General features: G+C 59.9%; 25 protein-coding genes and 1 pseudogene. 17 read left to right on the top strand and 9 right to left on the bottom strand.

Going from position 1 to position 22,104, the window contains the following annotated elements; all coding sequences use genetic code 11:
• The first annotated feature begins 590 nt into the window (after window positions 1-590).
• The 11 genes and pseudogenes from V1283_RS08820 (at window position 591) to V1283_RS08770 (ending at window position 9,875) form a co-directional block, all read left to right on the top strand.
• On the top strand, window positions 591-929 hold the full coding sequence (locus tag V1283_RS08820) for a hypothetical protein (RefSeq protein WP_334386038.1): 339 nt from the start codon (window positions 591-593) through the stop codon (window positions 927-929).
• The gene (locus tag V1283_RS08815; protein ID WP_334393004.1) at window positions 892-1,494 is read left to right on the top strand and encodes a TolC family protein; all 603 of its coding nucleotides are present in this window, start codon (window positions 892-894) and stop codon (window positions 1,492-1,494) included. The genes V1283_RS08820 and V1283_RS08815 overlap by 38 nt, the downstream gene beginning before the upstream one ends.
• 1,093 nt (window positions 1,495-2,587) lie before the next feature.
• A pseudogene (locus V1283_RS08810) lies at window positions 2,588-3,484 on the top strand (heme o synthase); the annotation flags it as partial.
• A gap of 145 nt (window positions 3,485-3,629) precedes the next feature.
• The gene (cyoA, locus tag V1283_RS08805) at window positions 3,630-4,505 is read left to right on the top strand and encodes a ubiquinol oxidase subunit II (RefSeq protein ID WP_334386037.1); all 876 of its coding nucleotides are present in this window, start codon (window positions 3,630-3,632) and stop codon (window positions 4,503-4,505) included.
• A complete protein-coding gene (gene cyoB, locus V1283_RS08800) occupies window positions 4,502-6,487 on the top strand; it encodes a cytochrome o ubiquinol oxidase subunit I (RefSeq protein ID WP_334386036.1) in 1,986 nt (661 codons plus the stop codon). Before cyoA ends, cyoB begins: the two co-directional genes overlap by 4 nt.
• A complete protein-coding gene (gene cyoC, locus V1283_RS08795) occupies window positions 6,484-7,116 on the top strand; it encodes a cytochrome o ubiquinol oxidase subunit III (protein WP_334386035.1) in 633 nt (210 codons plus the stop codon). The genes cyoB and cyoC overlap by 4 nt, the downstream gene beginning before the upstream one ends.
• Window positions 7,113-7,520: a cytochrome o ubiquinol oxidase subunit IV gene (gene cyoD / locus V1283_RS08790; protein WP_334386033.1), complete on the top strand. Its 408-nt coding sequence runs from the start codon at window positions 7,113-7,115 to the stop codon at window positions 7,518-7,520. The genes cyoC and cyoD overlap by 4 nt, the downstream gene beginning before the upstream one ends.
• A 132-nt stretch (window positions 7,521-7,652) precedes the next feature.
• Window positions 7,653-8,147, top strand: coding sequence for a Dps family protein (locus V1283_RS08785; protein ID WP_334386032.1), 495 nt, complete (start codon window positions 7,653-7,655; stop codon window positions 8,145-8,147).
• A 141-nt stretch (window positions 8,148-8,288) separates the two neighbouring features.
• Window positions 8,289-8,477 (top strand): hypothetical protein, encoded by a 189-nt coding sequence (locus V1283_RS08780; RefSeq protein ID WP_334386031.1) that lies wholly within the window; start codon window positions 8,289-8,291, stop codon window positions 8,475-8,477.
• Between the two features lie 58 nt (window positions 8,478-8,535).
• Window positions 8,536-9,471, top strand: a complete 936-nt coding sequence (locus tag V1283_RS08775) for a lactate/malate family dehydrogenase (RefSeq protein WP_334386030.1) — start codon at window positions 8,536-8,538, stop codon at window positions 9,469-9,471.
• A gap of 59 nt (window positions 9,472-9,530) precedes the next feature.
• The gene (locus tag V1283_RS08770) at window positions 9,531-9,875 is read left to right on the top strand and encodes a hypothetical protein (RefSeq protein WP_334386029.1); all 345 of its coding nucleotides are present in this window, start codon (window positions 9,531-9,533) and stop codon (window positions 9,873-9,875) included.
• A 279-nt stretch (window positions 9,876-10,154) separates the two neighbouring features.
• Here the strand turns inward: V1283_RS08770 and V1283_RS08760 are convergent, their stop codons facing one another.
• From V1283_RS08760 to V1283_RS08735, 6 genes are all read right to left on the bottom strand, one after another.
• Window positions 10,155-10,724: an NADPH-dependent FMN reductase gene (locus tag V1283_RS08760; RefSeq protein WP_334386028.1), complete on the bottom strand. Its 570-nt coding sequence runs from the start codon at window positions 10,722-10,724 to the stop codon at window positions 10,155-10,157.
• Between the two features lie 48 nt (window positions 10,725-10,772).
• Window positions 10,773-11,054, bottom strand: coding sequence for a hypothetical protein (locus V1283_RS08755; RefSeq protein ID WP_334386027.1), 282 nt, complete (start codon window positions 11,052-11,054; stop codon window positions 10,773-10,775).
• 167 nt (window positions 11,055-11,221) lie between these two features.
• Entirely contained in the window at window positions 11,222-11,785 is a 564-nt protein-coding gene (locus tag V1283_RS08750) for a c-type cytochrome (RefSeq protein WP_334386026.1), read from the bottom strand.
• The gene (gene soxC / locus V1283_RS08745) at window positions 11,772-13,061 is read right to left on the bottom strand and encodes a sulfite dehydrogenase (protein ID WP_334386025.1); all 1,290 of its coding nucleotides are present in this window, start codon (window positions 13,059-13,061) and stop codon (window positions 11,772-11,774) included. Before soxC ends, V1283_RS08750 begins: the two co-directional genes overlap by 14 nt.
• A gap of 273 nt (window positions 13,062-13,334) precedes the next feature.
• Window positions 13,335-13,583, bottom strand: a complete 249-nt coding sequence (locus V1283_RS08740) for a hypothetical protein (RefSeq protein WP_334386024.1) — start codon at window positions 13,581-13,583, stop codon at window positions 13,335-13,337.
• Between the two features lie 251 nt (window positions 13,584-13,834).
• Window positions 13,835-14,083 (bottom strand): hypothetical protein, encoded by a 249-nt coding sequence (locus V1283_RS08735; protein ID WP_334386023.1) that lies wholly within the window; start codon window positions 14,081-14,083, stop codon window positions 13,835-13,837.
• A 160-nt stretch (window positions 14,084-14,243) separates the two neighbouring features.
• Between V1283_RS08735 and V1283_RS08730 the strand changes: the two genes are divergently transcribed.
• Complete coding sequence (locus V1283_RS08730) at window positions 14,244-14,504, top strand: hypothetical protein (protein WP_334386022.1); 261 nt, start codon at window positions 14,244-14,246, stop codon at window positions 14,502-14,504.
• A gap of 225 nt (window positions 14,505-14,729) precedes the next feature.
• On the opposite strand, the gene V1283_RS08725 is transcribed toward V1283_RS08730, so the two are convergent.
• Window positions 14,730-14,945: a hypothetical protein gene (locus V1283_RS08725; protein WP_334393405.1), complete on the bottom strand. Its 216-nt coding sequence runs from the start codon at window positions 14,943-14,945 to the stop codon at window positions 14,730-14,732.
• 39 nt (window positions 14,946-14,984) lie between these two features.
• Here V1283_RS08725 and V1283_RS08720 point away from each other — a divergent pair, with 39 nt between their 5' ends.
• The 5 genes from V1283_RS08720 (at window position 14,985) to V1283_RS08700 (ending at window position 18,963) form a co-directional block, all read left to right on the top strand.
• Window positions 14,985-15,407 carry a DUF2231 domain-containing protein gene (locus tag V1283_RS08720; RefSeq protein ID WP_334393003.1) on the top strand — a complete coding sequence of 141 codons (423 nt, stop codon included), beginning with the start codon at window positions 14,985-14,987 and terminating at the stop codon, window positions 15,405-15,407.
• Window positions 15,408-15,412: 5 nt separating this feature from the next.
• Complete coding sequence (locus V1283_RS08715; protein ID WP_334393002.1) at window positions 15,413-16,756, top strand: PQQ-dependent sugar dehydrogenase; 1,344 nt, start codon at window positions 15,413-15,415, stop codon at window positions 16,754-16,756.
• A gap of 251 nt (window positions 16,757-17,007) precedes the next feature.
• On the top strand, window positions 17,008-17,964 hold the full coding sequence (locus V1283_RS08710; RefSeq protein WP_334386021.1) for a catalase family peroxidase: 957 nt from the start codon (window positions 17,008-17,010) through the stop codon (window positions 17,962-17,964).
• Window positions 17,961-18,515, top strand: a complete 555-nt coding sequence (locus tag V1283_RS08705; RefSeq protein WP_334386020.1) for a cytochrome b — start codon at window positions 17,961-17,963, stop codon at window positions 18,513-18,515. The genes V1283_RS08710 and V1283_RS08705 overlap by 4 nt, the downstream gene beginning before the upstream one ends.
• Before the next feature lie 52 nt (window positions 18,516-18,567).
• Complete coding sequence (locus V1283_RS08700; protein ID WP_442895715.1) at window positions 18,568-18,963, top strand: c-type cytochrome; 396 nt, start codon at window positions 18,568-18,570, stop codon at window positions 18,961-18,963.
• A gap of 542 nt (window positions 18,964-19,505) precedes the next feature.
• Here V1283_RS08700 and fdhD read toward each other — a convergent pair.
• Complete coding sequence (gene fdhD, locus V1283_RS08695) at window positions 19,506-20,312, bottom strand: formate dehydrogenase accessory sulfurtransferase FdhD (RefSeq protein WP_334386019.1); 807 nt, start codon at window positions 20,310-20,312, stop codon at window positions 19,506-19,508.
• 437 nt (window positions 20,313-20,749) lie between these two features.
• A complete protein-coding gene (locus tag V1283_RS08690; RefSeq protein WP_334386018.1) occupies window positions 20,750-22,087 on the bottom strand; it encodes an ABC transporter substrate-binding protein in 1,338 nt (445 codons plus the stop codon).
• Between the last annotated feature and the right edge of the window lie 17 nt (window positions 22,088-22,104).

Below are 22,104 nucleotides of genomic sequence, written 5' to 3'. Positions count from 1 at the left end.
AACCCGCCCGAATGCGTGTGAAGCTGATCTAGGCTCGCAATCCGTCGGCACCATTAAACTTATCTTTATGAAGAAATGGCCGCGAAACAGGTCCAGCCTGACGTCTCGTCCGGCAGGAGGAGGATTGGCGCAAACCCGCATGGCGCGCGCCTCATTGCCGGGGCGCTATCGAAGATGGTTGTGGACGCTGCTCCGTCGAACCAGGACGCGAGGCGGCCGCGGCCATGAGCTGGTCGCGCCCAGGATGTCCCCCCGGATGATTCGTAAGGCTTGAGATAGTAAGCGAGGGGGAGGCCTCAACTAAAAAAGAGTTTATGATTTGCAACGTGCTCAAGGTTTAGAAGAGCACAAGCAGACGATGCCTGCCGATTCAACCCAAGTTCGACATCTTAAAAGCCAATTTAATGGCTTCCCGTGCACCGTTGTGATCTCTGGTTTGCGCACTCGTGCAGCTCGATGATCCGTTTTCGAGTGTTGCGCGCATCCAGTCTTGACGACCGAGCAGTCAATATGGGCATCGACAAGTAGGTTTGAGCTTCGAGACATATTGCAAAGGGCCGATTTCGAGCGGCCGCCGGAGTCTTCAGGTCGTGCAGACCCGTTTCAACGAGGGGCTCACAAACGAACTCGATGTGACACTGGCGCAACGCCAGCTCGCCACATTCGAGGCCGGCCTCGGACCGCTGACGGGCCAACTGCAGTCAAGCCGGTACGTCATCGCCGTCTTGCTCGGACAGTATCCGGAGACGCTGGTGAAAGAACTGATAGCGGAGGGACCCGCTCCGCGTTTTCCGGCCAAGATTCCTATCGGTCTGCCGGTCAGTCTGTTGCAGCGACGTGCAGACATCCAGCAAGCGGAATTCGAGATAGGAGCAGCGACAGCCCGTATGGATCTGCAATCGCCGATCTTTTTCCGCGCGTGGCTGTGACAAGTGCCGTAGGCGGCCAAGACGGCGTGTTGCAGCAACTGGAACAGCCATTACGTTCATCGGCGGCATTGGTCCGGCGGTTTACTGGCCGGTCCTGGACTTCGGGACGCTTGATGCGCGTATCGAGGTGGCTGACTATCGGGCTCGCGAAGCGCTGCTTCGATACAAGGCAAAAGTGCTAGGTGCCGTGCAGGAGGTAGACCAGGCGATTGCGGATTACAATGCCGAACAGAGTCGCTTGAACAGCCTTTCCCGCGCCCGCAGTGCCGCCCTTGAGGCTGTCAAGCTTTCGTCCGCGCGCTATGAGAGAGGACTGACCGACTACCTCAACGTCTTGGATGCCGAACGACAGCAGTTTGAACTCGAAGCCCAATACGTCATCTCCAGGAGGGTGGCAGGCGTCCAGTTGGTCGCGCTCTACAAGGCACTCGGTGGCGGACGGGAACACTATCAGGCAGTTCCGCCCATCCGAACCCCAGAGCCTGCGATCGCCGCCGCGGCAGGGGAATTCAGCGGAGTTCGTCCGATCTCGACAGATCCGGGGTTGTCGCAGGTTCAACCCTGACGCGGCGGGTGGAAGCTTCTCTGAACTCATACCTTTGGTGAAGCCTGTGCGTCCGCTTATAGAAGCCTGCATAAGCCTTGGACATGGCAGCGACCCTTCGTCAAAAGGCGCGAACTTCCACCATGGGCCAACCAGGCGAGGACGTCACTCGATTTCATGAAATGCCTGCTGAGCGCTTCAAATGATCGGAGATCGCCTCTTGCGGCCCCGCGGGCTCTGAGTTCCTCTCGCTCGGCGGCAGACAGATCGAGATCAGTGCTCTTTCTTGTGGTCGATCATTTCCCTCAACCGGGTGGGTTTTTCCTTTGCTTTTTCCGGGCGGGGCGCCTGTTGACCGGCGAAGTTTTCAATCCGAAGTTCTTTGGTACGGCCGGGATTACTAGCGACCCGAACCGAGCGACCCGTCGCTGTTCGACGCCTCGTTGAATGTGACGAGGAATACTGCTCACGGCTGAAGCTCCCGTAGCCCCACCATTCACAGAGTGAACAGTGGTTCTTGCATCGGGGACGCCGGAGAGTCGGGGATGATGGGCTGGAAGGACGGAGACCAAGGCAGGGACGCGGGCTGGATCTTGGAATTCAGTCCGCTGCGCAAATAGCCGCGGTGCCCTCGATGAAGGGGCGTCATCATGACCGTGCTCAATTTTTCATAACCGGCCCGCGTTGCTTCCGCTATCGGTCACTGGAAGCCCGGGCTCGATCACAAACGTTCGTATGATCCTTCCATCCTTATCCATCGAGACGAGCGTACCCGCGTACAATTGAGCGAGCCATCCCGGCGGCTCTAATCTCCATGCTGTTCGAAGTGACCGAACGTCGACTGCTCCGGCCAAGCGGATTCTCAATGTATCAGCTGCACTCCCTCCCGACGAATGCCAGCACATTGCGGCGAGTGCTGTACGAACAGCCGGCTCATCTGCACCGGTCTTCATCAACGCGGTTGTAAACCGGACGAGCTCGCGATGCCGCCCTCCGCCACGCCAGAGATGGCAAAATACTCTTCCTGTGCATGATCAAGGCCGTGATCAAACGAACGCGGCGACGAAATCGTCGACATGGCAAAACGAATCTCTGGCGCTGAAAGAAGTTGACCATGAAGATCGCAGCTACCTCAATTCCTCGCCCGCGAGTGCTGCCCCGCTCAGGTTTGACGACACGGGTGCCTGATTTTCTCGCGCTCATGAAGCCACGCGTGATGTTGCTTGCGGTGTTCACCGCATTCGCCGGGTTGATGATTGCACCGGTTTCTCTCGATCCGCTACTCGGCTCGCTTGCGATGGTCGCAATTGCCGTCGGGGCCGGTGCCGCCGGGATGCTGAATATGTGGTACGATGCCGACATCGACGCCGTGATGACCCGCACGGCGCGGCGTCCGATCCCTCGCGGCAGGATTTCGCGCCCGGAAGCGCTTGCGTTCGGACTGTTTCTGTCCTGCGGCGCGGTCCTCGTCCTTGGCATGGCGACCAATGTCGCAGCCGCTGGCCTGCTCGCCTTCACGATCTTCTTCTACGTCGTCGTCTACACCCTCTGGCTGAAACGGATTACGCCGCAGAACATCGTCATCGGCGGCGCTGCCGGCGCGTTTCCTCCAGTGGTCGGCTGGTTATCCGCTACCGGAGACATCGGCCTCGAGCCGATCGTTCTCTTCCTGATCATCTTCCTGTGGACGCCCCCGCACTTCTGGGCGCTGTCGCTCAATCGTGCGGACGAATACCGGCGTGCCGGCGTGCCAATGCTCCCGGTCGTTGCCGGAAGGGCCGCAACGACGCTGCAAATCCTCATCTACAGCGTTTTGTTGGTACCGACCTCGTTGCTGCCAAGGGCACTCGGGTATGCCGGAGCACTGTACGGCGTGGTTGCTCTCGCCAGCGGAGCGGTCCTCCTTGCGCTGGCGTTGCAGCTGCACCGGAGCCAGCAGAGCGATCGGCAAGCGGCGCAGCGCCTGTTCCTGTTTTCGATTTCTTATCTGTTCCTGCTGTTTGCTGCCCTGCTGTCCAGCAACATCGGCGATCGATCGTCGTGGAAGGCCTCAGCGCGTGAGGACGCCCGGCGGATCACGCGATCCGCTCCGCTCGCAACCCTCCCTCTCCCTACCGCAATCGCTTTCGCCGCTGCGAAGTCCGACGAGGCCTAAGATGCGCTACAGATTGCTCGCTCTTGTCTTGCTCAGCGTCACGCTCGGAGGCTGCTCGGAAGGCGTCCTCGATCCAAAGGGACCCATTGCTGCAGCCGAACGACTTATACTGTTCAACTCGCTCGGCATCATGCTGGCGATCGTTGTTCCGACGATCCTCGCCACGATCGCTGTCGCCCTCTGGTTTCGCGCGTCGAATTCGCGCGCTGCGTACTTGCCGGATTTCGAGTATTCCGGGCGTCTCGAGCTGCTTGTTTGGTCGATCCCCGCCATGACGGTGCTTCTCGTGGGCGGCGTGGCGTGGGTTGGCGCCCACGACCTCGATCCGCGCAAGCCGATCAGCTCAAGCGCAACGCCTGTTACGGTGCAGGTCGTCTCGCTCGATTGGAAATGGCTGTTCATCTATCCGGAGCAGGGAATCGCGAGTGTCAACAAGCTGGTCGTACCAGTTGGTACGCCGATCAGCTTCGAACTGACCTCATCGAGCGTCATGAACAGCTTCTTCGTGCCTCAGCTCGGCAGCCAGATCTACACGATGTCGGGGATGGTGACGCGCCTTCACCTGCAAGCCGACCATCTGGGGACATATCCGGGGCTATCGACCATGTTCAGCGGCGAGGGCTTTTCCGACATGCGCTTTTCGGTTGATGCCGTGACGGACAACCGTTTTGCGCAATGGGTTCGCGAGGCGCGCGAAACTGGCCCGGTGCTGGATAGCCAGTCTTGCGCCGACCTGGCCAAGCCAAGCAAGGCGGTTGCGCCGTTCACCTACCGTGCGGTCACCGGTGATCTATTCAGCGGCATCGTGAACACCGCTTCCGCCATGGACAATCCATCGCAACTCATCTGTTCAACATCGCAGAGGGCCGAACAATGACTCTCCTGGGCAAGCTTGATTGGAGCGCGATTCCCTTTAATCAGCCGATCATCATGGGCGCAACCGCGTTCATGGCCCTTGTCGTCGTGGCGATCCTCGGATTCATCACGATGAAAGGCGCCTGGCTCTATCTGTGGCGTGAATGGCTCACCTCGGTCGACCACAAGCGCATCGGCGTCATGTATTGCATACTGGCGCTCGTCATGCTGCTGCGCGGCTTCAGCGATGCGATCATGATGCGCGCGCAGCAGGCGGTCGCAGCAGGCGGCGCACAGGGATATCTGCCACCCGAACATTTCGATCAGATCTTCTCGGCGCACGGCACGATCATGATCTTCTTCATGGCAATGCCGTTCGTGGTGGGGCTCATGAACTTCGTGGTGCCGCTGCAGCTCGGCATTCGCGACGTCGCTTTCCCCACGCTCAACTCCGTCAGCTTTTGGCTGACTGCCTCGGGCGCGCTGTTGATCAATCTGTCGTTGGCGGTCGGCGAGTTCTCAAAAGCCGGCTGGTGGGGTTATCCCCCACTGAGCGAATTGCAGTATTCTCCCGGCGTCGGCGTCGACTACTATCTGTGGTCATTGCAAATCTCCGGTCTCGGCACCTTGCTGGCAGGAATAAATTTCGTCACGACCATACTGAAGATGCGCGCGCCTGGGATGAGCTACATGCGCATGCCGGTTTTCTGCTGGACTTCGCTTGCCACCAATCTGCTCATTGTGGCGGCCTTTCCGGTGCTGACCGCGGTTCTCGCGATGCTGCTGCTGGATCGTTATCTCGGCTTCCATTTCTTCACGAACGAGGCCGGCGGCAATCAAATGTTGTACGCCAACCTGTTCTGGGTCTGGGGACACCCGGAAGTCTACATCCTGGTCCTGCCGGCGTTCGGAGTGTTTTCCGAGGTCATCGCGACCTTCTCCGGCAAACCGCTGTTCGGATACCGCTCGATGGTGGCCGCTACCATGGCGATTTGCATCCTCTCCTTTCTCGTTTGGCTGCACCACTTTTTCACCATGGGCGCCAGCGCTAACGTCAACGGCTTCTTCGGCATCATGAGCATGATCATCGCCTTGCCTACGGGCGTGAAGATCTACAACTGGCTGTTCACGATGTACGGCGGCCGGGTTCGGTTTACGGTACCCATGCTGTGGTCGATGGGCTTCATGGTGACTTTCGTCATCGGCGGCATGACCGGCGTGCTCCATGCAGTGCCGCCGGCCGACTATCAGTTGCACAACAGCGTGTTCCTGATCGCGCACTTCCATAACGTCATCATTGGCGGAACCGTGTTCGGGGCGATGGCGGGATACAGCTACTGGTTTCCGAAAGCATTCGGCTTCACGCTCGACGAACGCTGGGGCAAAGCTTCGTTCTGGTGCTGGCTCATCGGGTTCTATCTCGCATTCATGCCGCTCTATCTGGTGGGCCTGATGGGCATGACCCGACGCATGCAGCACTACGACAATTTGGCATGGCAGCCCTGGCTGGTGGTCGCGATGGTCGGCGCCGTCGTTATCCTGTGCGGGATCATCTGTCAGATCGTGCAGCTCGTCGTGTCGATTCGCGCTCGCGACAAGTTGCGCGTGACCGCCGACCCATGGAATGGCCGCACGCTCGAATGGGCCACGGCGTCGCCGCCGCCGGCGTGGAATTTTGCCTTCTCGCCGAATGTCAGCGGAACAGACGCTTTCTGGACGAGTAAGCGACGGGAGCAGGCGAAGCGGGACAAGCCGGGGCCAGCACGCGCGTACAAGCCGATAGAAATGCCGAAAAACAGCGCCACAGGTTTTGTCAGCGCCTTCTTCGCCGTCGTGATCGGTTTCGCGATGATCTGGCACATCTGGTGGATGGCAGCACTGGGACTCCTGGGCGCATTCGTAACGCTGCTTGCCTTCGCATTCCGCAAGCACACTGAGTTCGAAGTGCCGGCCGAGCAGATTGCCCGGTTCGAACGGGCTCAACAGGCAGGAGCGCCAGCATGAACATCGCCCTCACAGTGGACAGCGTCCAACAAGAGGCGTTGCCAAGCGCAAGTGAAGCCGGGCCCGCCCCGAAGAGGATCGTGGTCGCTTACGGTTTCTGGATCTTCCTGTTGAGCGACATCGTCATGTTTGCCGCGCTCTTTGCGAGCTACGCGGTTCTCGTTCACGCGACAGCAGAAGGTCCGACCGGCGCCCAGCTGTTCAATCAGACCACGGTGGCGATCGAAACCGCCTGCCTGCTCGTCTCGAGCTACACCTGCGGGCTGATGTCGCTCGCTGTCAATTCGCGAAATCGTCTCGGCACATATTTGGGTGCCCTGATCACGTTTGGGCTCGGCGCGGCATTTCTCACCCTCGAGGTCCGCGAATTCGCTGACATGATCGCTCACGGCGCGACGCCGCAGCGCAGCGCCTTTCTTTCCGCCTTCTTTACCCTTGTCGGCTGCCACGGGCTGCACGTCACCCTCGGACTGATCTGGCTCGTGGTGATGATGGTCCAGGTGGCGGTGATGGGATTCGTCGCCAACGTGCAACACCGCCTGCTCTGCTTCTCCCTGTTCTGGCACGCGCTCGATATCGTTTGGGTCGGCGTTTTCACGGTGGTTTATCTGATGGGAGTTAGCCTATGACGGACGTTCGATACGATCGCGCTCCCGGAGACATCCCGAGCGAGGAAGCGCGGGCATGGGCCCCCTCGGAGGCTCTAGTCTACACCATCGGCCTGCTGGTGGCGCTCATTCTCACGGCGACATCCTTCTGGGTTGCTAACACGTCGCTGCTCTGGCCGGGCGGCGTGGGCCTGGGCCTCGCGGTCCTCGCCATTGCCCAGATGGGCATTCACCTGGTGTTTTTCCTGCACATCAGCACCGGGCCGGACAGCACCAACAACGTGCTCGCGCTCGCCTTCGGCCTGCTCATCGTATTCGTGGTGGTCACGGGCACAATATGGATCGTGGCCGATCTGAACGACAACATGCTGATGCCATCGTCCGATGCGATGAATATGCAGATGCAGCGTCGAAGCCATGAGTGACGATCTCAGAACGCTAAACGTCATTTTAATTGAAACATCCGGGAATGCGGACGAACTATGGGTTGTCCGATACGATCGCCATCTGCTTGCGCGATTGCCGTCACCTGGCCAATAACCGACGAGGTCACCCACATGTTGCAGAAAACATCCCTCACGACCCCCACCACTCTTTCGGAAAACGCGGTTCGCGATATTTCGGCCGATTTGACGGTGCTTCTTTCGGACGTATTTGCGCTATATCTCAAGACCAAGAATTTCCATTGGCACATGTCCGGCCCACATTTCCGCGACTATCACTTGATGCTCGATGACCAGGGCGACCAGCTTTTTGCCATGACGGATGCCGTTGCCGAGCGCGTGCGGAAGATCGGCGGGACAACCGTTCGTTCGATCGGGCAGATCTCGCGCCTTCAGCGCATCATGGACAACAATGCAGAATACGTTGAGCCGCTCGACATGATAGCTGAGCTACGCGAAGATAACGTAATATTGACGCGGAGCATGCGCGAGGTTCATTCGCTTTGCGACATGGCCGGAGATGTGGCTACCGCAAGCCTGCTGGAGAACTGGATCGACGAGACTGAGAAGCGAACCTGGTTCCTCTTCGAGTGCGGTCAGCACGCCTGAAACCCAGGACGAAGGAAACGCTGCGGAAGACCACTCTCGTGGATATCTTCCCGTCTACTCGTAGATGGACGGACACGTTGGACCAGAGTCCTAACGACGGCCCTTCTGTCCTAGCTTACGACAACATCAAAGGAGGCACCAATGAAGGACAGGACCGGCCCGACAATTCCCAAGCGTCGGATCAAGGTTCAAAGGAAATTTGGATCAACGAGATCGAGAGTGCAGGATGCGGAATGGGAACGTGTCAATGACCAACTCGACGACGCGCTCAGGCAAACCTTTCCGGCCAGTGACGCGCTCTCGATTATTCAAATCGTTCGCTGCAACTAAGTCTCGAGGCCGGACTTATTCCCGCGATAGCCGGCCCAGGCACGGATGGGGTCATGTCATGAAGATCGGAATTATCGGAGCGGGCGCCGTCGGGGCCGCATGCGCAATGGCAACCCTCATCAGGGGTTGCGCCAGCGAGCTGGTTCTCGTCAACCGAGGCCGCGATCGCGCAAAAGGCATGGCGACCGACATGGGCTACGGGGCTCCCCTGTCATCCACCACCAAGGTGACAGATGGCGACTATTCAGATCTGGCAGGCGCCACGCTCGTCATGATCACCGTCGGCGTCAACGAGAAATCCGGCGGGGCAACGGATCGTAGCGATCCGCAGGGACGCTTGCGCCTCCTCGACAAGAATGCCGAGGTCTACCGCCAGGTCATTCCGTCGATTACCAAAGCCGCGCCGGACGCCGTTCTGCTCGTCGTCACCGACCCTCCGGATCCGCTTGCCTATCTGACACGCGCGCTGGCCGGTCATGAACGAGTTCTCTCCACCGGCACGCTGCTCGACAGCCTGCGCTTTCGCGTGCATTTAGGCCGACGACTCAAGGTAGCTCCGAAAACCATCGAAGCGCAGGTTCTCGGCGAACACGGAACATCCCAGATCTTTCACTGGTCTGGTGCTCGCGTAGGCGGAGTCCCGATCTCGGATGCGCTCGAGCAGCTCGGCCTCATGCAGGGCGACGACATCCGCGCGACGATCGAGAATGAAGTGCGCTATGCAAACATAACCATCATCGAAGGTATTGGAGCCAGCCAGTACGGCATTGGAATGGTTTGCGCGCGGATCGCCGAAATCGTGTTGCGCGACGAACGCACCGTAGTTCCGATCGGGGTCTATAACTCAAGACTTGGAGTGACACTCTCGCTGCCTGGCGTCGTCGGTCGGCACGGCTGCCTCCAGATCCTTGATCCTCCCCTGTCGAATGACGAACAGGTTGGCATGAAAAAATGCATCGAAACATTACGCAAGGCCCAAGAGCGAATCCGCTGATTATTTATCAGAACAAGTGCAACCAGAGTTCCGCGCATGGAAGCTCAGGAAGCGGGTAGATGGATCCTTCGATGACTGCAATTGCCCGCCTTGTCACCTTAGCGATTCTGCTCGGTTTTCCCGTCGTGCTGACGCCAGCGTTTGCGCGCGCCGGCTCGTTCGAGGAAAAGGTTTGGGATCCCGGAAACATCGACGCATTGCCGCCAGAGGTCCGAAGCGCGCTCACGCGAATGTGTAGACCGGACTTGGCGGCGCAGCGGTATTTCGCCGGCTACTTCGAGAATTCGAAGTTTCTCGTCTTGCACTTTGGACGTCTCCGTTGCGGCAACCGACCGACCATCTGTACCCAAGGACGATGCCTCCATCAGGTCTACCGAAAGTCGGCGATCGCTATCGGTTGCTGAGAAGCTACTACGGTCCGGACGACGATTAATGGCGTCGCGGCAGCGCAAGCGGCATGGTTGCGACGGCACGCCTGACGGGACCGACGATCGGAGCAGCGCTTGCAGCTCTCTGTTTTAGCCTGGCGGGTCGCGAGGGAGCTACGCTCGCACCTGTGCTTGGCGCGGTATTCGCTGCGACAACTGGCGGGATGTGCGTCATTCGTTTTGGTACGACACCCCGAAGCGCAGCTTGAGTTTCCAATTGTCGTTCCCTGCCCCCTCATGCAGCGGCCGTGACGTTCATGCCGCCTTTCGGACGGAGCGAACTGCCCTGATCTCCTCGATGAGATCATCAACACCCGCAAGTGCGAAGCTGAGCGCAGCTTCGTCGATGAGGCGCCCTTCGCGCACCTTCTCATGCACGCCGCCGATCACGATCTGGGGCCGAAAAACAGGACGTGCCGGTATCGATGCGAGCGTCTCGTTCATCTGCTGCTGCGCGCGCACACCGCCGATGAACGCGGGCGAGGCCGTCATCGTCAGTACCGGCTTTCTTTTCAGCACCGACAACCCGTACGGCCGCGAGGCCCAGTCGAGCGCGTTCTTCAGGACGCCCGACATGCCATGATTGTATTCGGGCGAGATTATGATCACGCCATCGCTGGCATCGATCGCCGAACGCAGGGCACGCACGGATTCGGGGGCGTGCTCGGCGTCATCATCCTCATTGTAGAGCGGAATCGCATGCAGCGGGAAAATGTCGAGCGCAGCCCGGAGCCCAAGCGCGTCCTGAAGGCCACGAAGCACCGCGGTGCTGTTGGAGGCGCGGCGCAGGCTGCCGGAGAGGCCGAGCAGTCGGAATTGAGGCATCAGGGAGGACTCCAGCATGACGTCTTATGCGACCATACGACTCTCGGTTCAAATCGCGGGAATCATGGGCCCGTAGTAGGCGCCCCAGTGGCCCCACACATCGCGGTTCCCGTACCCAAGCAATCCGTTACGTGAACCGCCAGTGCGGTTACCGTAAACGCCAAAGCTGTCAGCGCGAATACCACCGAAGCCGCCGCGAAGGTGATTGCCGCGAAAGCTATCACCTCCGCCACCGCCACCATGGCCGCCGCTTCGGGCAAACGCGCCTGTGGAAAGCCCGGAGCTTCCGAGAAAGACAATTGCAATAACAACCATGGTCTTGCGCAACATTGATGACCTCATTGAGATACTGCACCGCCTCGACTCGAGGACCGATGCTGACCGGTTGCTCGCACGCAAGCGTCCGGTGCACACTTTAAATCTATGACGCACACTTGTAATCGCTTGTCCGATATTGCTGCCGTTGGCGCGTTATTGCGGCCGAACAACAAGCGACGTCAGCAACCCGACATGCATTCCGGGGTCTTGACGTCAGGCCTGGGATCGCCAACGAACATGTTGCGATTTGGCATCTTGATCGCGGCAAGCGACTTGGCATCAAGCGTCGCATCCGCCGGCAGCAGACCGTTGAGGCTAAGAATATAGGCAGACACCGCATAGACGTCGTCGTTGCTGAGCGATTGCGGTGCGTTCTGCGGCATGGCGCGCCGGATGTAATCGAACAACGTCGGCGCGTATGGCCAATAGCTTCCGACGGTACGCACCGGCTTTGGCGTTCCGAGCGTGCCCTGCCCGCCGACGAGCCGGTCGCCGACGCCGCCCTCGCCCTTTGCGCCGTGACAAGCGGCGCATTGCTGACCGAATACTTCGCTCCCGTGACTGACACTGCCGCTTCCCGGCGGCAGGTTGCTACCGTCGCCACCGACATCGATGTTCCAACCCGCGATCTCCGCAGTCGTCGCGACCCGGCCGATGCCATACGGGCTTTGGGCCTTCACGCTCGTCACGCACAGCAGAGTAGCAACAGCCAGCGCCGCGAATTCAAGCCTACGCGTGGGCATTGGTCACCTCGCCGTTTCCAGCGATACGCCACGGCCAGATCGCGTTGTTATGGTAGACGTAATTATCGCCGCGCACCGCGAGCAGTTCGTCCAGCGTCGGCTGCACGTAGCCGGTCTCGTCGATAGCTCGGCTCTGGATCACCGCCGGCTTGCCGTCCCAATGCCACGGCAAGCGGAAGCGGGTCAGCGCGCGGGTCAGCACCGGCTCCTGCAGTTGCGCCTCCTGCCAGCTCTTGCCGTCATCGACGGATACGTCGACACGCCTGACTTTTCCGCGTCCGGTCCAGGCGATGCCGCTGATTTCGTGGAAACCCGGCGCCGACAGCCGCTGGCCGCCCGACGGCCGGGTGATGATGGATTTGGCTTCCATGTAGAATGTGAATTCGCGTGCCGTACCGTTGGGCATTGGGTCGGTGTATTTCGAGGTCTCATCGCGCGAGTAAGCCGGCTCCGCAGTGACTTGCAGGCGGCGCAGCCACTTCACATTCATATTGCCTTCAAAGCCCGGCACCAGCAGGCGAAGCGGATAGCCCTGCTGCGGGCGCAACCGCTCGCCGTTCTGGCTGTACGCCAGCATCGCGTCATCGAGGCATTTCTCGATCGGAATACTCCGGGTCATTGCCGCGGAATCGGCGCCTTCGGCGACAACCCATTTTGCGCCCGGCTGCAGGCCGGCTTCCTGCAACACCAGCTTCAGGCTGACCCCGGTCCATTCGGCGCAACTCAGCAGGCCGACAAGATCGGAAGCGGTCTTGCCATAGGGCTTTTTGTATTCCGGGTTGCCCGAGCATTCGAGGAAATAGATGTGAGACTCCGAGGGAAAGCGCCGGATATCGTCCATAGTGAAGATCAGGGGCCTGTCGACGAGGCCATGGAGCATCAGCCGGTGCAGCCCCGGATCAATGGTGGGAACGCCACTATGATGGCGCTCGTAGAACAGACCGTTCGGCGTAATGATGCCGTCGAGGTCCTGCAACGGCGTGCGTCCAGATGCCGACAAATACTGCGGCAGAGTCTTCGAGATGTTCTTGATGACGTCTTTTTCGAACGGAGACGGCGCGCCGTAGGGCTGGGTCCCCATGGGATCGCCGGGCGTCTTCATCCATTCCGGCACGTTGGGAGGGAGGTTGCCCGTATTTTCGGCCGCGGCGCGCGCTTCACTTCCGGCGAGGCCACCAGCAATGACGGCCCCGCCCAATAAGGCGCTACCTTCCCTCAGAAATCGCCGCCGGGATCCGGAGGCAACATTCCTGTCGATGTCGGTTGGCTTGGTCATCCTTGTCCTCCGCGCGAAATCGGTGTGCCTGGAATAACCTTGGCGAAGCTCCGCCCTGTCCCGGAAGGCATCTTGATGGTAATCACAAAGCGCGGCGGTGCTTGCCGAGGATTGCTGCGCCTTATCCGCTCTTGCCGCTCCAACAGGGTGGACAGGAATTCCTAAGGTTTGCCCCTTCCCGCTCAGATATGGAAAAGGCCGCGTCATTCCGATGCGGCCTTTTCTCGATTTGCCGCGCCCGAATTCGGGCCGGCGTAGATGCTTGGCGTCAGCTTACTTCCACGCGTGCCGGCGATCGTGTATCCGCGGACTCGGGATGACCGGGCCTCCGCTGCCGAACAGCTCCGGTGTCATGGCGTGCGGGCCCGCCGCCGGCGTGGGCCGGCCGCCATTCAGGACATCGTTATTGGGATAGTAGAACGCGAACGCACCCGGCTCCTGGATAGCTGCCTGCGCGAAAACCGGCGTTGCGAACATCAGCGACAGAATCGCTGCCGCAGTGAAAATCTTGAGTCTGTTCATCGTCTTTCTCCGTGTATCGATTAGTAACATCGGCCCTGAAGCTCAGGACGTCACAACGGAGGTAAGCCGAAAGGCTGCCTGTCCCACTAAATTGGGCTTCAGGAAGCTAAATTGAGTTTATATATCGATGCTCCGCCCCTTCATGCGGACGAAAGCATATTGAGGCGGCCATGACGCATGCCAGGCCGCCTCAATATTCTCATTTCCAGTTTGATCGAAAGCGTCAAGCTCGGGGGCTGGACGCAGCCACCTTAGCGGTGGTGCGTCTCATGATGACGTTGCAGTCGCCGATGATGCTCGATCGACGCGTTGCTGTTCTGCCAGTTGTTCCGATAGTAGCCGCCATCGGTGTACGGATTGCCAGGCCCCAGGTTCTGGCAATTTGCGTTCGGGTAGAACTGCGCGCAATAGCCGGGATTTGAAATAACGGGCTGTGCCAGTGCGGGAGTTGCGAAAGCTGCCGTAACGAGAGCGGCGGCGCCAATCAATGCGAATTTCATCTTGGTCTCCTGGTTGGTTCTCCCTGATAGGATGAAGAAAAATGGGAACGCGGGCGCGTTCTGCCAATACTCTAAAATTCAATTTAATGGCGCGACGGCTGGACAGACCTAGATCAGCTGCAGCTACGCAAACGCTTTCGTCAAGCAACGGAGCTTCATCATGTCCAATACCACGGCAAAAATCGCTTTCGCATTGTTGCTGTCCCTGGCCACCCCGGCCGCTTCATTTGCGCAGGCAGCGCGGACCGCAGGCGCCGCGGGATCCGGCAATATACCGATCAGTGGTATTCCGCCGGGCCCGGCAAATGTCGGTGGACTGAATAATGTGACGGTCGATCCCAGCGGGATCGGTAACGCATCCAGGATGGCTCCGCTGCCGCCTCCGCATATCACCGTCCCGGTGGTTCCGCGCTTCAAGTAAGGCGAAGAGACCGCGCGACTTCACACGGTTGCGTCAGCGGTCTGCCTCAATGAGATCTGCGTGATCGGTTCGATTTTTCGGCGATGAGTATCCTTGACCCACAGGGGTCGATCGCGGTCGCCGAAAGAGCCATCCTGATCGATATCACTTGCGATCATGTTGGCGATCATCCTGCCGACGCGGTGTCGTCATGGCGAACCTCAACCACAACATGACGCCGATAGATCAGCTCATGCAAATGCAGCGGTAGAACTCCCGAGCGGCATGTTCGAACCCGTCCCGAAAACTAAAACAGAATTTAGAGGACTCGCGCCCGCGCAATGTCAATATTGGATTGTCGGCCCAGATCTTCACGCCGGCGATCAGGACAGAGGGATCAAGCGGCCCGGAGGCAGAGATGCGCGCAACGTCCGTCAGGAGAATTTGAACATGCAGCAGCACGCTACGATCGCGGAAGCGAGCTTCACACGCGATGCCGATTTGAGACCAGCCCGGAGGCCGCGTGGACGACCGATCCACCGGATGCTGGTGTCGTTTTCCGCCGCCTACTTCACAGGCGCGCTGGTCACGGATCTCGTCTATTGGCAGATGCCCGATGTGATGTGGGAGAGGTTCTCCATCTGGCTGATCACCGCCGGTCTGATCATGGCGGGTCTGGCTGCTGTCGCGTACGTGATTGACCTTGCAGCCCGCAGGCGAATCGACAGGCCGGGCTGGCCTCGCGCGATTGGCTACGCGATCACGGTCTTGCTCGCGCTCACCAACGCCTTCGTTCACAGCCGCGACGGTTATACCGCTGTGGTACCGGCCGGCCTGACCCTTTCAGCGCTTGTCGTCATCGTTCTCGTGTTGACGGCCCTCGTTGCCAGAGCCCTGACAAATCGCCATCGGTTTGGAGCATAATCATGATGCACATCCTCAAGAATGCACGTTCGGCCAAACTGCCGCGTCTCGCCGCTCTTCTTGTCGCCGGCCTCGGACTCGCCGGCTGTGACGACCATGCTGGCGACCCAAAAATGCAGATCGGCGCCAATCCTCAGCTGCCCGCGTTGCAGCAGTATTTGATGCCGCCGATGCGCATCGCAGAGGTCGTAGGATGGGGCAAGGAAACTCCCACCGTGCCGGAGGGACTGCAGGTTCATGCACTGGCGACCGGCTTCCAGCATCCACGATCCCTCTACGTCCTTCCCAATGGAGACGTACTGGTGGTCGAGAGCAATGGACCAAAAGCGCCGATCCACCGGCCCAAGGACATCATTACCGGCTGGGTGCAGTCATTTGCCGGTGCCAAGGCAAAGGACGCAAACCGGATCACGCTGCTGCGCGACACCAATGGTGACGGCATTCCCGAAGTACGAACCGTGTTTCTGGATCATCTCAACTCGCCATTCGGCGTCGCCCTTGTTGGTCACGATCTCTATATTGCGAACACCGATGCCATCGTCCGCTATCCATATCAGGATGGACAGACCAGTATCACCGCGGCAGGCACCAAGCTCACGGATCTTCCCGGCGGCCCGATCGATCATCACTGGACCAAGTCGCTGTTGGCCAGTCCGGATGGCTCCAAGCTCTATGTCGGAGTCGGATCCAACAGCAACGTAGGCGAAAACGGAATCGGAGCCGAATATGAGCGGGCCGCGATCTGGGAGGTCGACGTTGCGTCGGGCGCGCATCGCATCTTCGCCAGCGGCGTACGCAATCCCACCGGCCTGCAATGGGAACCGGAGACCGGCAAGCTCTGGGCCATCGCCAACGAACGCGATGAGATCGGCCCCGACCTGGTTCCAGATTATCTGACCTCGGTAAAGGATGGAGGCTTCTATGGCTGGCCCTACAGCTATTACGGCCAACACCCAGACCCGCGCATCATGCCGCAGCGGCCCGATCTGGTGGCGACAGCCATTGCGCCGGACTATTCGCTGAGCTCTCACGTCGCGCCGCTGGGATTGGCGATGTACACAGGCACCGGGCTTCCCGCAAACTATCGCGGCGGTGCGTTCGTCGGCGAGCACGGAAGCTGGAATCGAACGCCGCTTAACGGCTACAAAGTGGTGTTTGTGCCGTTCAGCGGCGGAAAGCCCAGCGGCCCGGCGCAGGATGTCGTTACAGGCTTCCTCGATGCGAACAATCACGCGCGAGGACGGCCGGTCGGTCTGGCAGTCGACAAGAATGGCGCATTGTTGATTGCTGACGACGTCGGAAACACGGTTTGGTGGGTGTCTGGCTCCGCGCCGAAGCCTGCCAGTTAGTGGATCTCACCCCTAGCCAATGATCGAGTAAACGGCCCGCATAACGCAGAAAAAGAACCAAGCGGGCTGCGCTCGCCGAACGTCTGGATGCACCGAATATGAAACCACTCTGGTTCAAAGCGGCTATCGCGACCAATCCAGGACTACTGGTCCGGCTGGGCGCGATCGGCGCGGTATTGCTGAGCGTAATCGCGGCATTCGCTTACACGGGTGGTTGGCTCTCGCCAGTGCGGCTGACGCAGGACCGGATGATGGCAGCCTTCCGCGAAGCCAACGGCACCCACGTCGGCTTCCGCCGCAACCACGCCAAGGGAGTTTGCGTCACCGGCTGGTTCGAAAGCAACGGGCAGGCAGCAGCGATATCAAAAGCCGCTGTCTTCAAACCCGGCCGCGTCCCGGTGGTTGGCCGCTTCGCGCTCGCCGGCGGGATGCCGTTTCAGCCGGACGCACCCAACACCGTGCGCAGCATGGCACTGCGCCTTGTGCCGCCCGGCGGCGAGGAATGGCGCACGGGCATGAACAACATTCCGGTTTTTCCGGTGAATTCGGCGCGCGGCTTTTACGAGCAGTTGCTCGCCTTCAGCCCCGATCCGGCGACCGGCAAGCCTGATCCAGCGAAAATAAAAGCGTTCCTGGCTGCTCATCAAGAAGCCGCACGGGCACTCGCCCTGATCAAGAAACGCCAGGTCACTTCCGGTTTCGCAAACTCCACCTTCAATAGTCTCAACGCCTTCCGCTTCGTCGATGCAGCCGGCGCCCCTACGGCGGTTCGTTGGTCCGCAGTGCCGGTGCAACCCGTCGCGGCCGACGCGGCAGAGCAAACGGAGGCAGGTAACGAGAACTATCTCTTTGATGACCTGATCGCCCAAATCGCGCAACATCCACGGCAGTGGCAGCTGATCGTGACCATCGGGCAAGCTGGCGACCCGACCAACGATGCGACGCAGGCCTGGCCGGAGGGCCGCCAGCAGGTCGACGCCGGCACGGTGACCATCGATCGGGCCTCGAGTGAAGACGCTGGGCGCTGCACTGCCGTCAACTACGATCCTCTGGTGCTGCCAGCCGGCATCGAGCCATCCGACGATCCGTTGCTGAGCGCCCGCTCGGCGGTCTATGCGCGCTCGTTCACCCTGCGGGCCGAAGAGGATCACGAAAAGCCGCCCAGCGCAGTCACGCCACAGGATGTGCAAGCGGGAGGCAAGCTATGACTACCCAGGTCCGCTTCGCTGCTGCGTCCCGGCTTCTGCACTGGCTGATGGCGCCCATGATCATCGCGATGCTGTTCATCGGCGTCGGCATGGCCGCTTCGGTCTCCCGACGTTACGACCTTCTGGTCTCGATCCACCGGCCGCTCGGAATTGCGATCCTGGTCTTGTGCGTGGCGCGGATCGTCAACCGCTTCATCAATCCGCCGCCAGGTTTGCCCGACACGGTTCCATCCCTGCAGCGTTTCGCCGCCAAGGCATCGCATATCGCGCTCTATGCGCTCATGCTCATCTTGCCGCTGGTCGGCTGGGGCATGCTGTCGGCGGCGCGCTATCCGATCGTGCTCTACGGCCCGGTGTGGCTACCGCCGATTTTGCCGCATGATTTGACCCTCTATGCCTGGCTCCGCGACCTCCATACCGGCCTCGCCTACCTGCTGTTCGCGACCTTCCTCGCGCATTTCGGCGCCGCGCTTTACCACGGCCTCATCCGGCGCGACGGCGTGTTCGGGAGCATCCTGGGAACAAGGATCAACGCAATTTGCGAGGACTAACCTCGCGTTGATACAGAATTCAACGCAGACGCCTGAAACCTAGGAGTCGCACATGCGCACCGTCACCAGGATCCGTGTTGCTATCTGCTCGATGATGCTGGCGTGCAGCGTGACGCTTTCAGTCCCGCTTGCGGCGCACGCAGAGGGCGATGCCGCGGCCGGCGAAAAGATTTTCGCTCACTGCGCCCCCTGCCATTCGACCAAGCCGGGCGAAAACAAAGTCGGACCGTCACTGGCCGGCGTCTTCGACCGCAAGAGCGGAACAGAACCCGGCTATAGCTATTCCTCGGCAGTCAGGGGACTGAACGTAACCTGGGATGAAACAAACCTGAACGAATGGCTGCAGGGTCCCAGCAAGTTCGCCAAGGGCACGAAGATGATTTACTCCGTGCCGGACGAGAAGGATCGGCAGGACGTGATCGCCTATCTGAAGACGCTGCCGAAATGACGGTTTGCGGCGTCAGAGTCTCCCTTATGCGGTGGGCATGGCTTGCGCTCAACAGCCGCGGCAGATGTTTCCGATCGCTCGATCGACGGCGGCCTCTTCATGGGTCGGCTTGAGCATGGCGTCTGGGACCGAAGGAACGTCAGCCGATGTTGGCTGATGATGCGGCGGAAGCGGCGCAGTTCCGGTGAGGCGGGAATCTGGCGTCAGTGAGGGCGGGACGGTTGGATTCGCAGGAGCCATCAGGCCCTGCATCTCTCCTCCACGCATTCCTCCCCCGTGCATACCGCCGCGGGCATAACTGGCGGAGAGCCCGGCGAGCAAGAACACGAGGGTCGCTATGATGAGTTTTCGCATATTGCGCTCCTTGCACGGTGCGAGTGAAAGGCTTCGACACGCCTGTTGATGCGGCAGCCGGTCAATAAGTGAGAGCCGAGATCGCATCGCCCCTCGCGCTCATTGGACGGACTCTGCTCGCCAGCGGATCGCCTTGTCACTGGATGAGATAATATCGCAGCATGCCATTGCTGATAACAATCGCGTCACTACCGCAACGACTCCCGAGAAATTCTACATGGATGGGTGAACACTTCGAATCCGTCCTTGCGCGCGATGGCGACAAGTGTGATCCCCGCTGCATCCGCCATACGAACAGCCAGCGCGGTCGGAGCCGAGACCGACACCATCGCAGGTGCTCCAATCGCGGCGGTTTTCTGCACCATCTCCACCGACACCCGGCTGGTGAGAAGTACGATACCCTCGCTCGCCACAATGGACGCCTGAGCCAGAGCACCAGAAAGCTTATCGAGCGCATTGTGACGGCCGACGTCCTCCCGCAACGCAACGATACCGCTCGTAACGTTCCAGAGGGCCGCCGCGTGAACGGCGCGCGTCTCGATATTGAGTCTTTGACGCGATGGCAGGCCCTCCATGGCAGCCATGATCTGTTCCGGCGAGAATTGCCCTCCATGACGGATAGTGGCGGTCGGACGCATCGCTTCCGCGATTGATTCGATGCCGCACAATCCACAACCCGTCGGTCCTGCCATACGCCGCCGTCGTTCCTTCAGGCGATCGGCTCTCGGCTGACTGAGCCACATCCGCAATTCGACCCCGTCATCGAGGTGCACGATGTCTAACGAGTCGATATCAGCAGCAGAGTCGATGACGCCTTCGCTCAGGCTGAAGCCAAGCGCGAAATCTTCCAAATCCTGGGGCGTCGTCATCATTACGGCATAGGTGCCGCCGTTGTATGTGACCGCTACCGCGGTCTCTTCCGGAATCGAACGACGGCCCGAACTCGGAGTGCCTACCCGCCAACTCTGGCGGTGAACGGTTCGGGCCGGTTCCATTTTGCATTGCTCCGTTCGGAGAATTCCGCGGCGTAAATTGCGAACAGATTCCCATAACCTCCCGGCGGCTCATAGCCGAACACCTTCCAGCAAACTTGCTGATTGTCCGCACGAAACAGCGATCAGACGTACACATCATGTGTCTGACACGGCTTCTCAACTAAAAATAAGTTTAGCCTTTAGATATTTGGTGAGGGCGAGAACCAAGGGGATGCAGAGCAAGCATTCCTATAAGCGCGTCTGTCCTTAGCGCCTTTGAGACACGCTGACGGACTGCAAATTGTCCGCTTGCCGAGATAGTTTGGAGATGATCGGCGCGCGCTCGAAACGCGCTTTTGACCTAGAGCGGGCCCCTGCGCGGTGATGTACCTCCCCCTGCAGTCCGTCAACGCAAGCGCGCACGGCCGCGCATCAGATTGGGAGCCGCTTCCTTCGCTTCAGCTCCGCCTGAGACCTTCGAGTTCGCTTTCGGCCCAGGCCAACGTCTTCTCCATGGCTTCGCCCTGGTAGAAGCGCACGCACATCTTGGTCAATATCGCCTGGGCATAGATCTGCTGAGCGATCTTCGGCGGCGCCGGCGATGCCGAGATCGAAAGGATCTGGTGCTTGTGCGGGTTCGGGTAGTGATAAAGTGTTCCCTTCGGGGGGCCTTGTTCTGCCCACGTCTTCAGGGTGGTCAATTTCTCGAACGCCGGCAGATCGTAACCGCCGCTCGCTGCCACCAGTTTCTCCACCGCTGCGGGTTGTGACAAATGTAGCAGCAGGCTCTTTGCCGCCTGTTTATTCTTTGAGAAACTCCACACCGTCCAGAAATAAGGGACAAACGGTGCAAAACGGCCCTTCGGCCCCACCGGGAAGCCGTGAGTCCAGCACTGCTCCGCGACCTCCGGCGCATCGCGTTTGGCGACAGCCCATGCGCTCGGCGGGTTCAGGATCAGCGTGCCCTTGCCCGAGATCAGCCATTTGTTGTTAGAGGCATCGTCCCACGCCGGCACGTCTGGCGGAAGGAACGCCATCAACTTCCTGAAGTAATCGAGAACCTGCCGCACATTGTCGTTTCTGACGGTGACGTTTCCCCTGGCATCTACAACCTCGGCACCAAAGGCCTGGAAGAACGCGCCGACGGCATCGACGGAGTCGGCTGTTTGTCCGACACCGATGCCGAAGGGAAAGCCGCCCTTATGGCAGGCCTCCGCCGCTTTCAGGAACGTTTCCGTCGTCCATTTCTCGGCCCTGGGCGGTGCGCCGGCCGGATACATTTCCTGAACGTCAATGTTGGCGAATTTTTTCATCAGATCGATGCGTGAGCAAGGGCTCTTGATCTGGCTACCGATACTGGCGGGAGCGCCCAGCCATTTGTCTCCGGCCTTGCCGAGGTATTTGACGGTGCCATTGACTTCACCGTTCAGCTTAATGAGCGGCTCGACAACATCGTTCATGGGTTCGAGCAGGTCAGCCTGGGCATGCGGCCACCAGGTCGGCATTGCAAGAACGTCATGGCCGGATTTCGCCTGAGCCTCGGCGGCGATGGTCACCACGTCCTTGTTGGCCTGACTATTGATGTAGTCGATCGAAACATCGACGTTCTCCTTGACGGCCCACTCATTGACGAGTTCGGTGCTAGCCCTGTTGGCTCCAGGCACCCAGTGATCCCAAAAGCCGATCTCGAGTTTGCCGGCCGCATGTGCCGTTCGGACATATGGTACGGTCAACAGCGCCGCGGACGAAATAGTGGCAGCGACAAATCGCCGTCGAGAAAGCTGCCTCGGAGACATGGCATTCCCTCCATGAT

Source organism: Bradyrhizobium sp. AZCC 2262, assembly GCF_036924535.1.
Classification (GTDB): domain Bacteria; phylum Pseudomonadota; class Alphaproteobacteria; order Rhizobiales; family Xanthobacteraceae; genus Bradyrhizobium.
The sequence above is the reverse complement of the archived record's forward strand: the minus strand, read 5'-3'. Positions and strand labels throughout refer to the sequence as shown.

Bases quoted from the DNA above. Each gene is read 5' to 3' on its own strand.
- cyoA (WP_334386037.1), top strand. From the start codon at position 3,630: ATGCGCTACAGATTGCTCGCTCTTGTCTTGCTCAGCGTCACGCTCGGA.
- cyoB (WP_334386036.1), top strand. From the start codon at position 4,502: ATGACTCTCCTGGGCAAGCTTGATTGGAGCGCGATTCCCTTTAATCAG.
- cyoC (WP_334386035.1), top strand. From the start codon at position 6,484: ATGAACATCGCCCTCACAGTGGACAGCGTCCAACAAGAGGCGTTGCCA.
- cyoD (WP_334386033.1), top strand. From the start codon at position 7,113: ATGACGGACGTTCGATACGATCGCGCTCCCGGAGACATCCCGAGCGAG.
- V1283_RS08785 (WP_334386032.1), top strand. From the start codon at position 7,653: ATGTTGCAGAAAACATCCCTCACGACCCCCACCACTCTTTCGGAAAAC.
- V1283_RS08780 (WP_334386031.1), top strand. From the start codon at position 8,289: ATGAAGGACAGGACCGGCCCGACAATTCCCAAGCGTCGGATCAAGGTT.
- V1283_RS08775 (WP_334386030.1), top strand. From the start codon at position 8,536: ATGAAGATCGGAATTATCGGAGCGGGCGCCGTCGGGGCCGCATGCGCA.
- V1283_RS08770 (WP_334386029.1), top strand. From the start codon at position 9,531: ATGGATCCTTCGATGACTGCAATTGCCCGCCTTGTCACCTTAGCGATT.
- V1283_RS08760 (WP_334386028.1), bottom strand. From the start codon at position 10,724: ATGCCTCAATTCCGACTGCTCGGCCTCTCCGGCAGCCTGCGCCGCGCC.
- V1283_RS08755 (WP_334386027.1), bottom strand. From the start codon at position 11,054: ATGTTGCGCAAGACCATGGTTGTTATTGCAATTGTCTTTCTCGGAAGC.
- V1283_RS08750 (WP_334386026.1), bottom strand. From the start codon at position 11,785: ATGCCCACGCGTAGGCTTGAATTCGCGGCGCTGGCTGTTGCTACTCTG.
- soxC (WP_334386025.1), bottom strand. From the start codon at position 13,061: ATGACCAAGCCAACCGACATCGACAGGAATGTTGCCTCCGGATCCCGG.
- V1283_RS08740 (WP_334386024.1), bottom strand. From the start codon at position 13,583: ATGAACAGACTCAAGATTTTCACTGCGGCAGCGATTCTGTCGCTGATG.
- V1283_RS08735 (WP_334386023.1), bottom strand. From the start codon at position 14,083: ATGAAATTCGCATTGATTGGCGCCGCCGCTCTCGTTACGGCAGCTTTC.
- V1283_RS08730 (WP_334386022.1), top strand. From the start codon at position 14,244: ATGTCCAATACCACGGCAAAAATCGCTTTCGCATTGTTGCTGTCCCTG.
- V1283_RS08715 (WP_334393002.1), top strand. From the start codon at position 15,413: ATGCACATCCTCAAGAATGCACGTTCGGCCAAACTGCCGCGTCTCGCC.
- V1283_RS08710 (WP_334386021.1), top strand. From the start codon at position 17,008: ATGGCAGCCTTCCGCGAAGCCAACGGCACCCACGTCGGCTTCCGCCGC.
- V1283_RS08705 (WP_334386020.1), top strand. From the start codon at position 17,961: ATGACTACCCAGGTCCGCTTCGCTGCTGCGTCCCGGCTTCTGCACTGG.
- V1283_RS08700 (WP_442895715.1), top strand. From the start codon at position 18,568: ATGCGCACCGTCACCAGGATCCGTGTTGCTATCTGCTCGATGATGCTG.
- fdhD (WP_334386019.1), bottom strand. From the start codon at position 20,312: ATGGAACCGGCCCGAACCGTTCACCGCCAGAGTTGGCGGGTAGGCACT.
- V1283_RS08690 (WP_334386018.1), bottom strand. From the start codon at position 22,087: ATGTCTCCGAGGCAGCTTTCTCGACGGCGATTTGTCGCTGCCACTATT.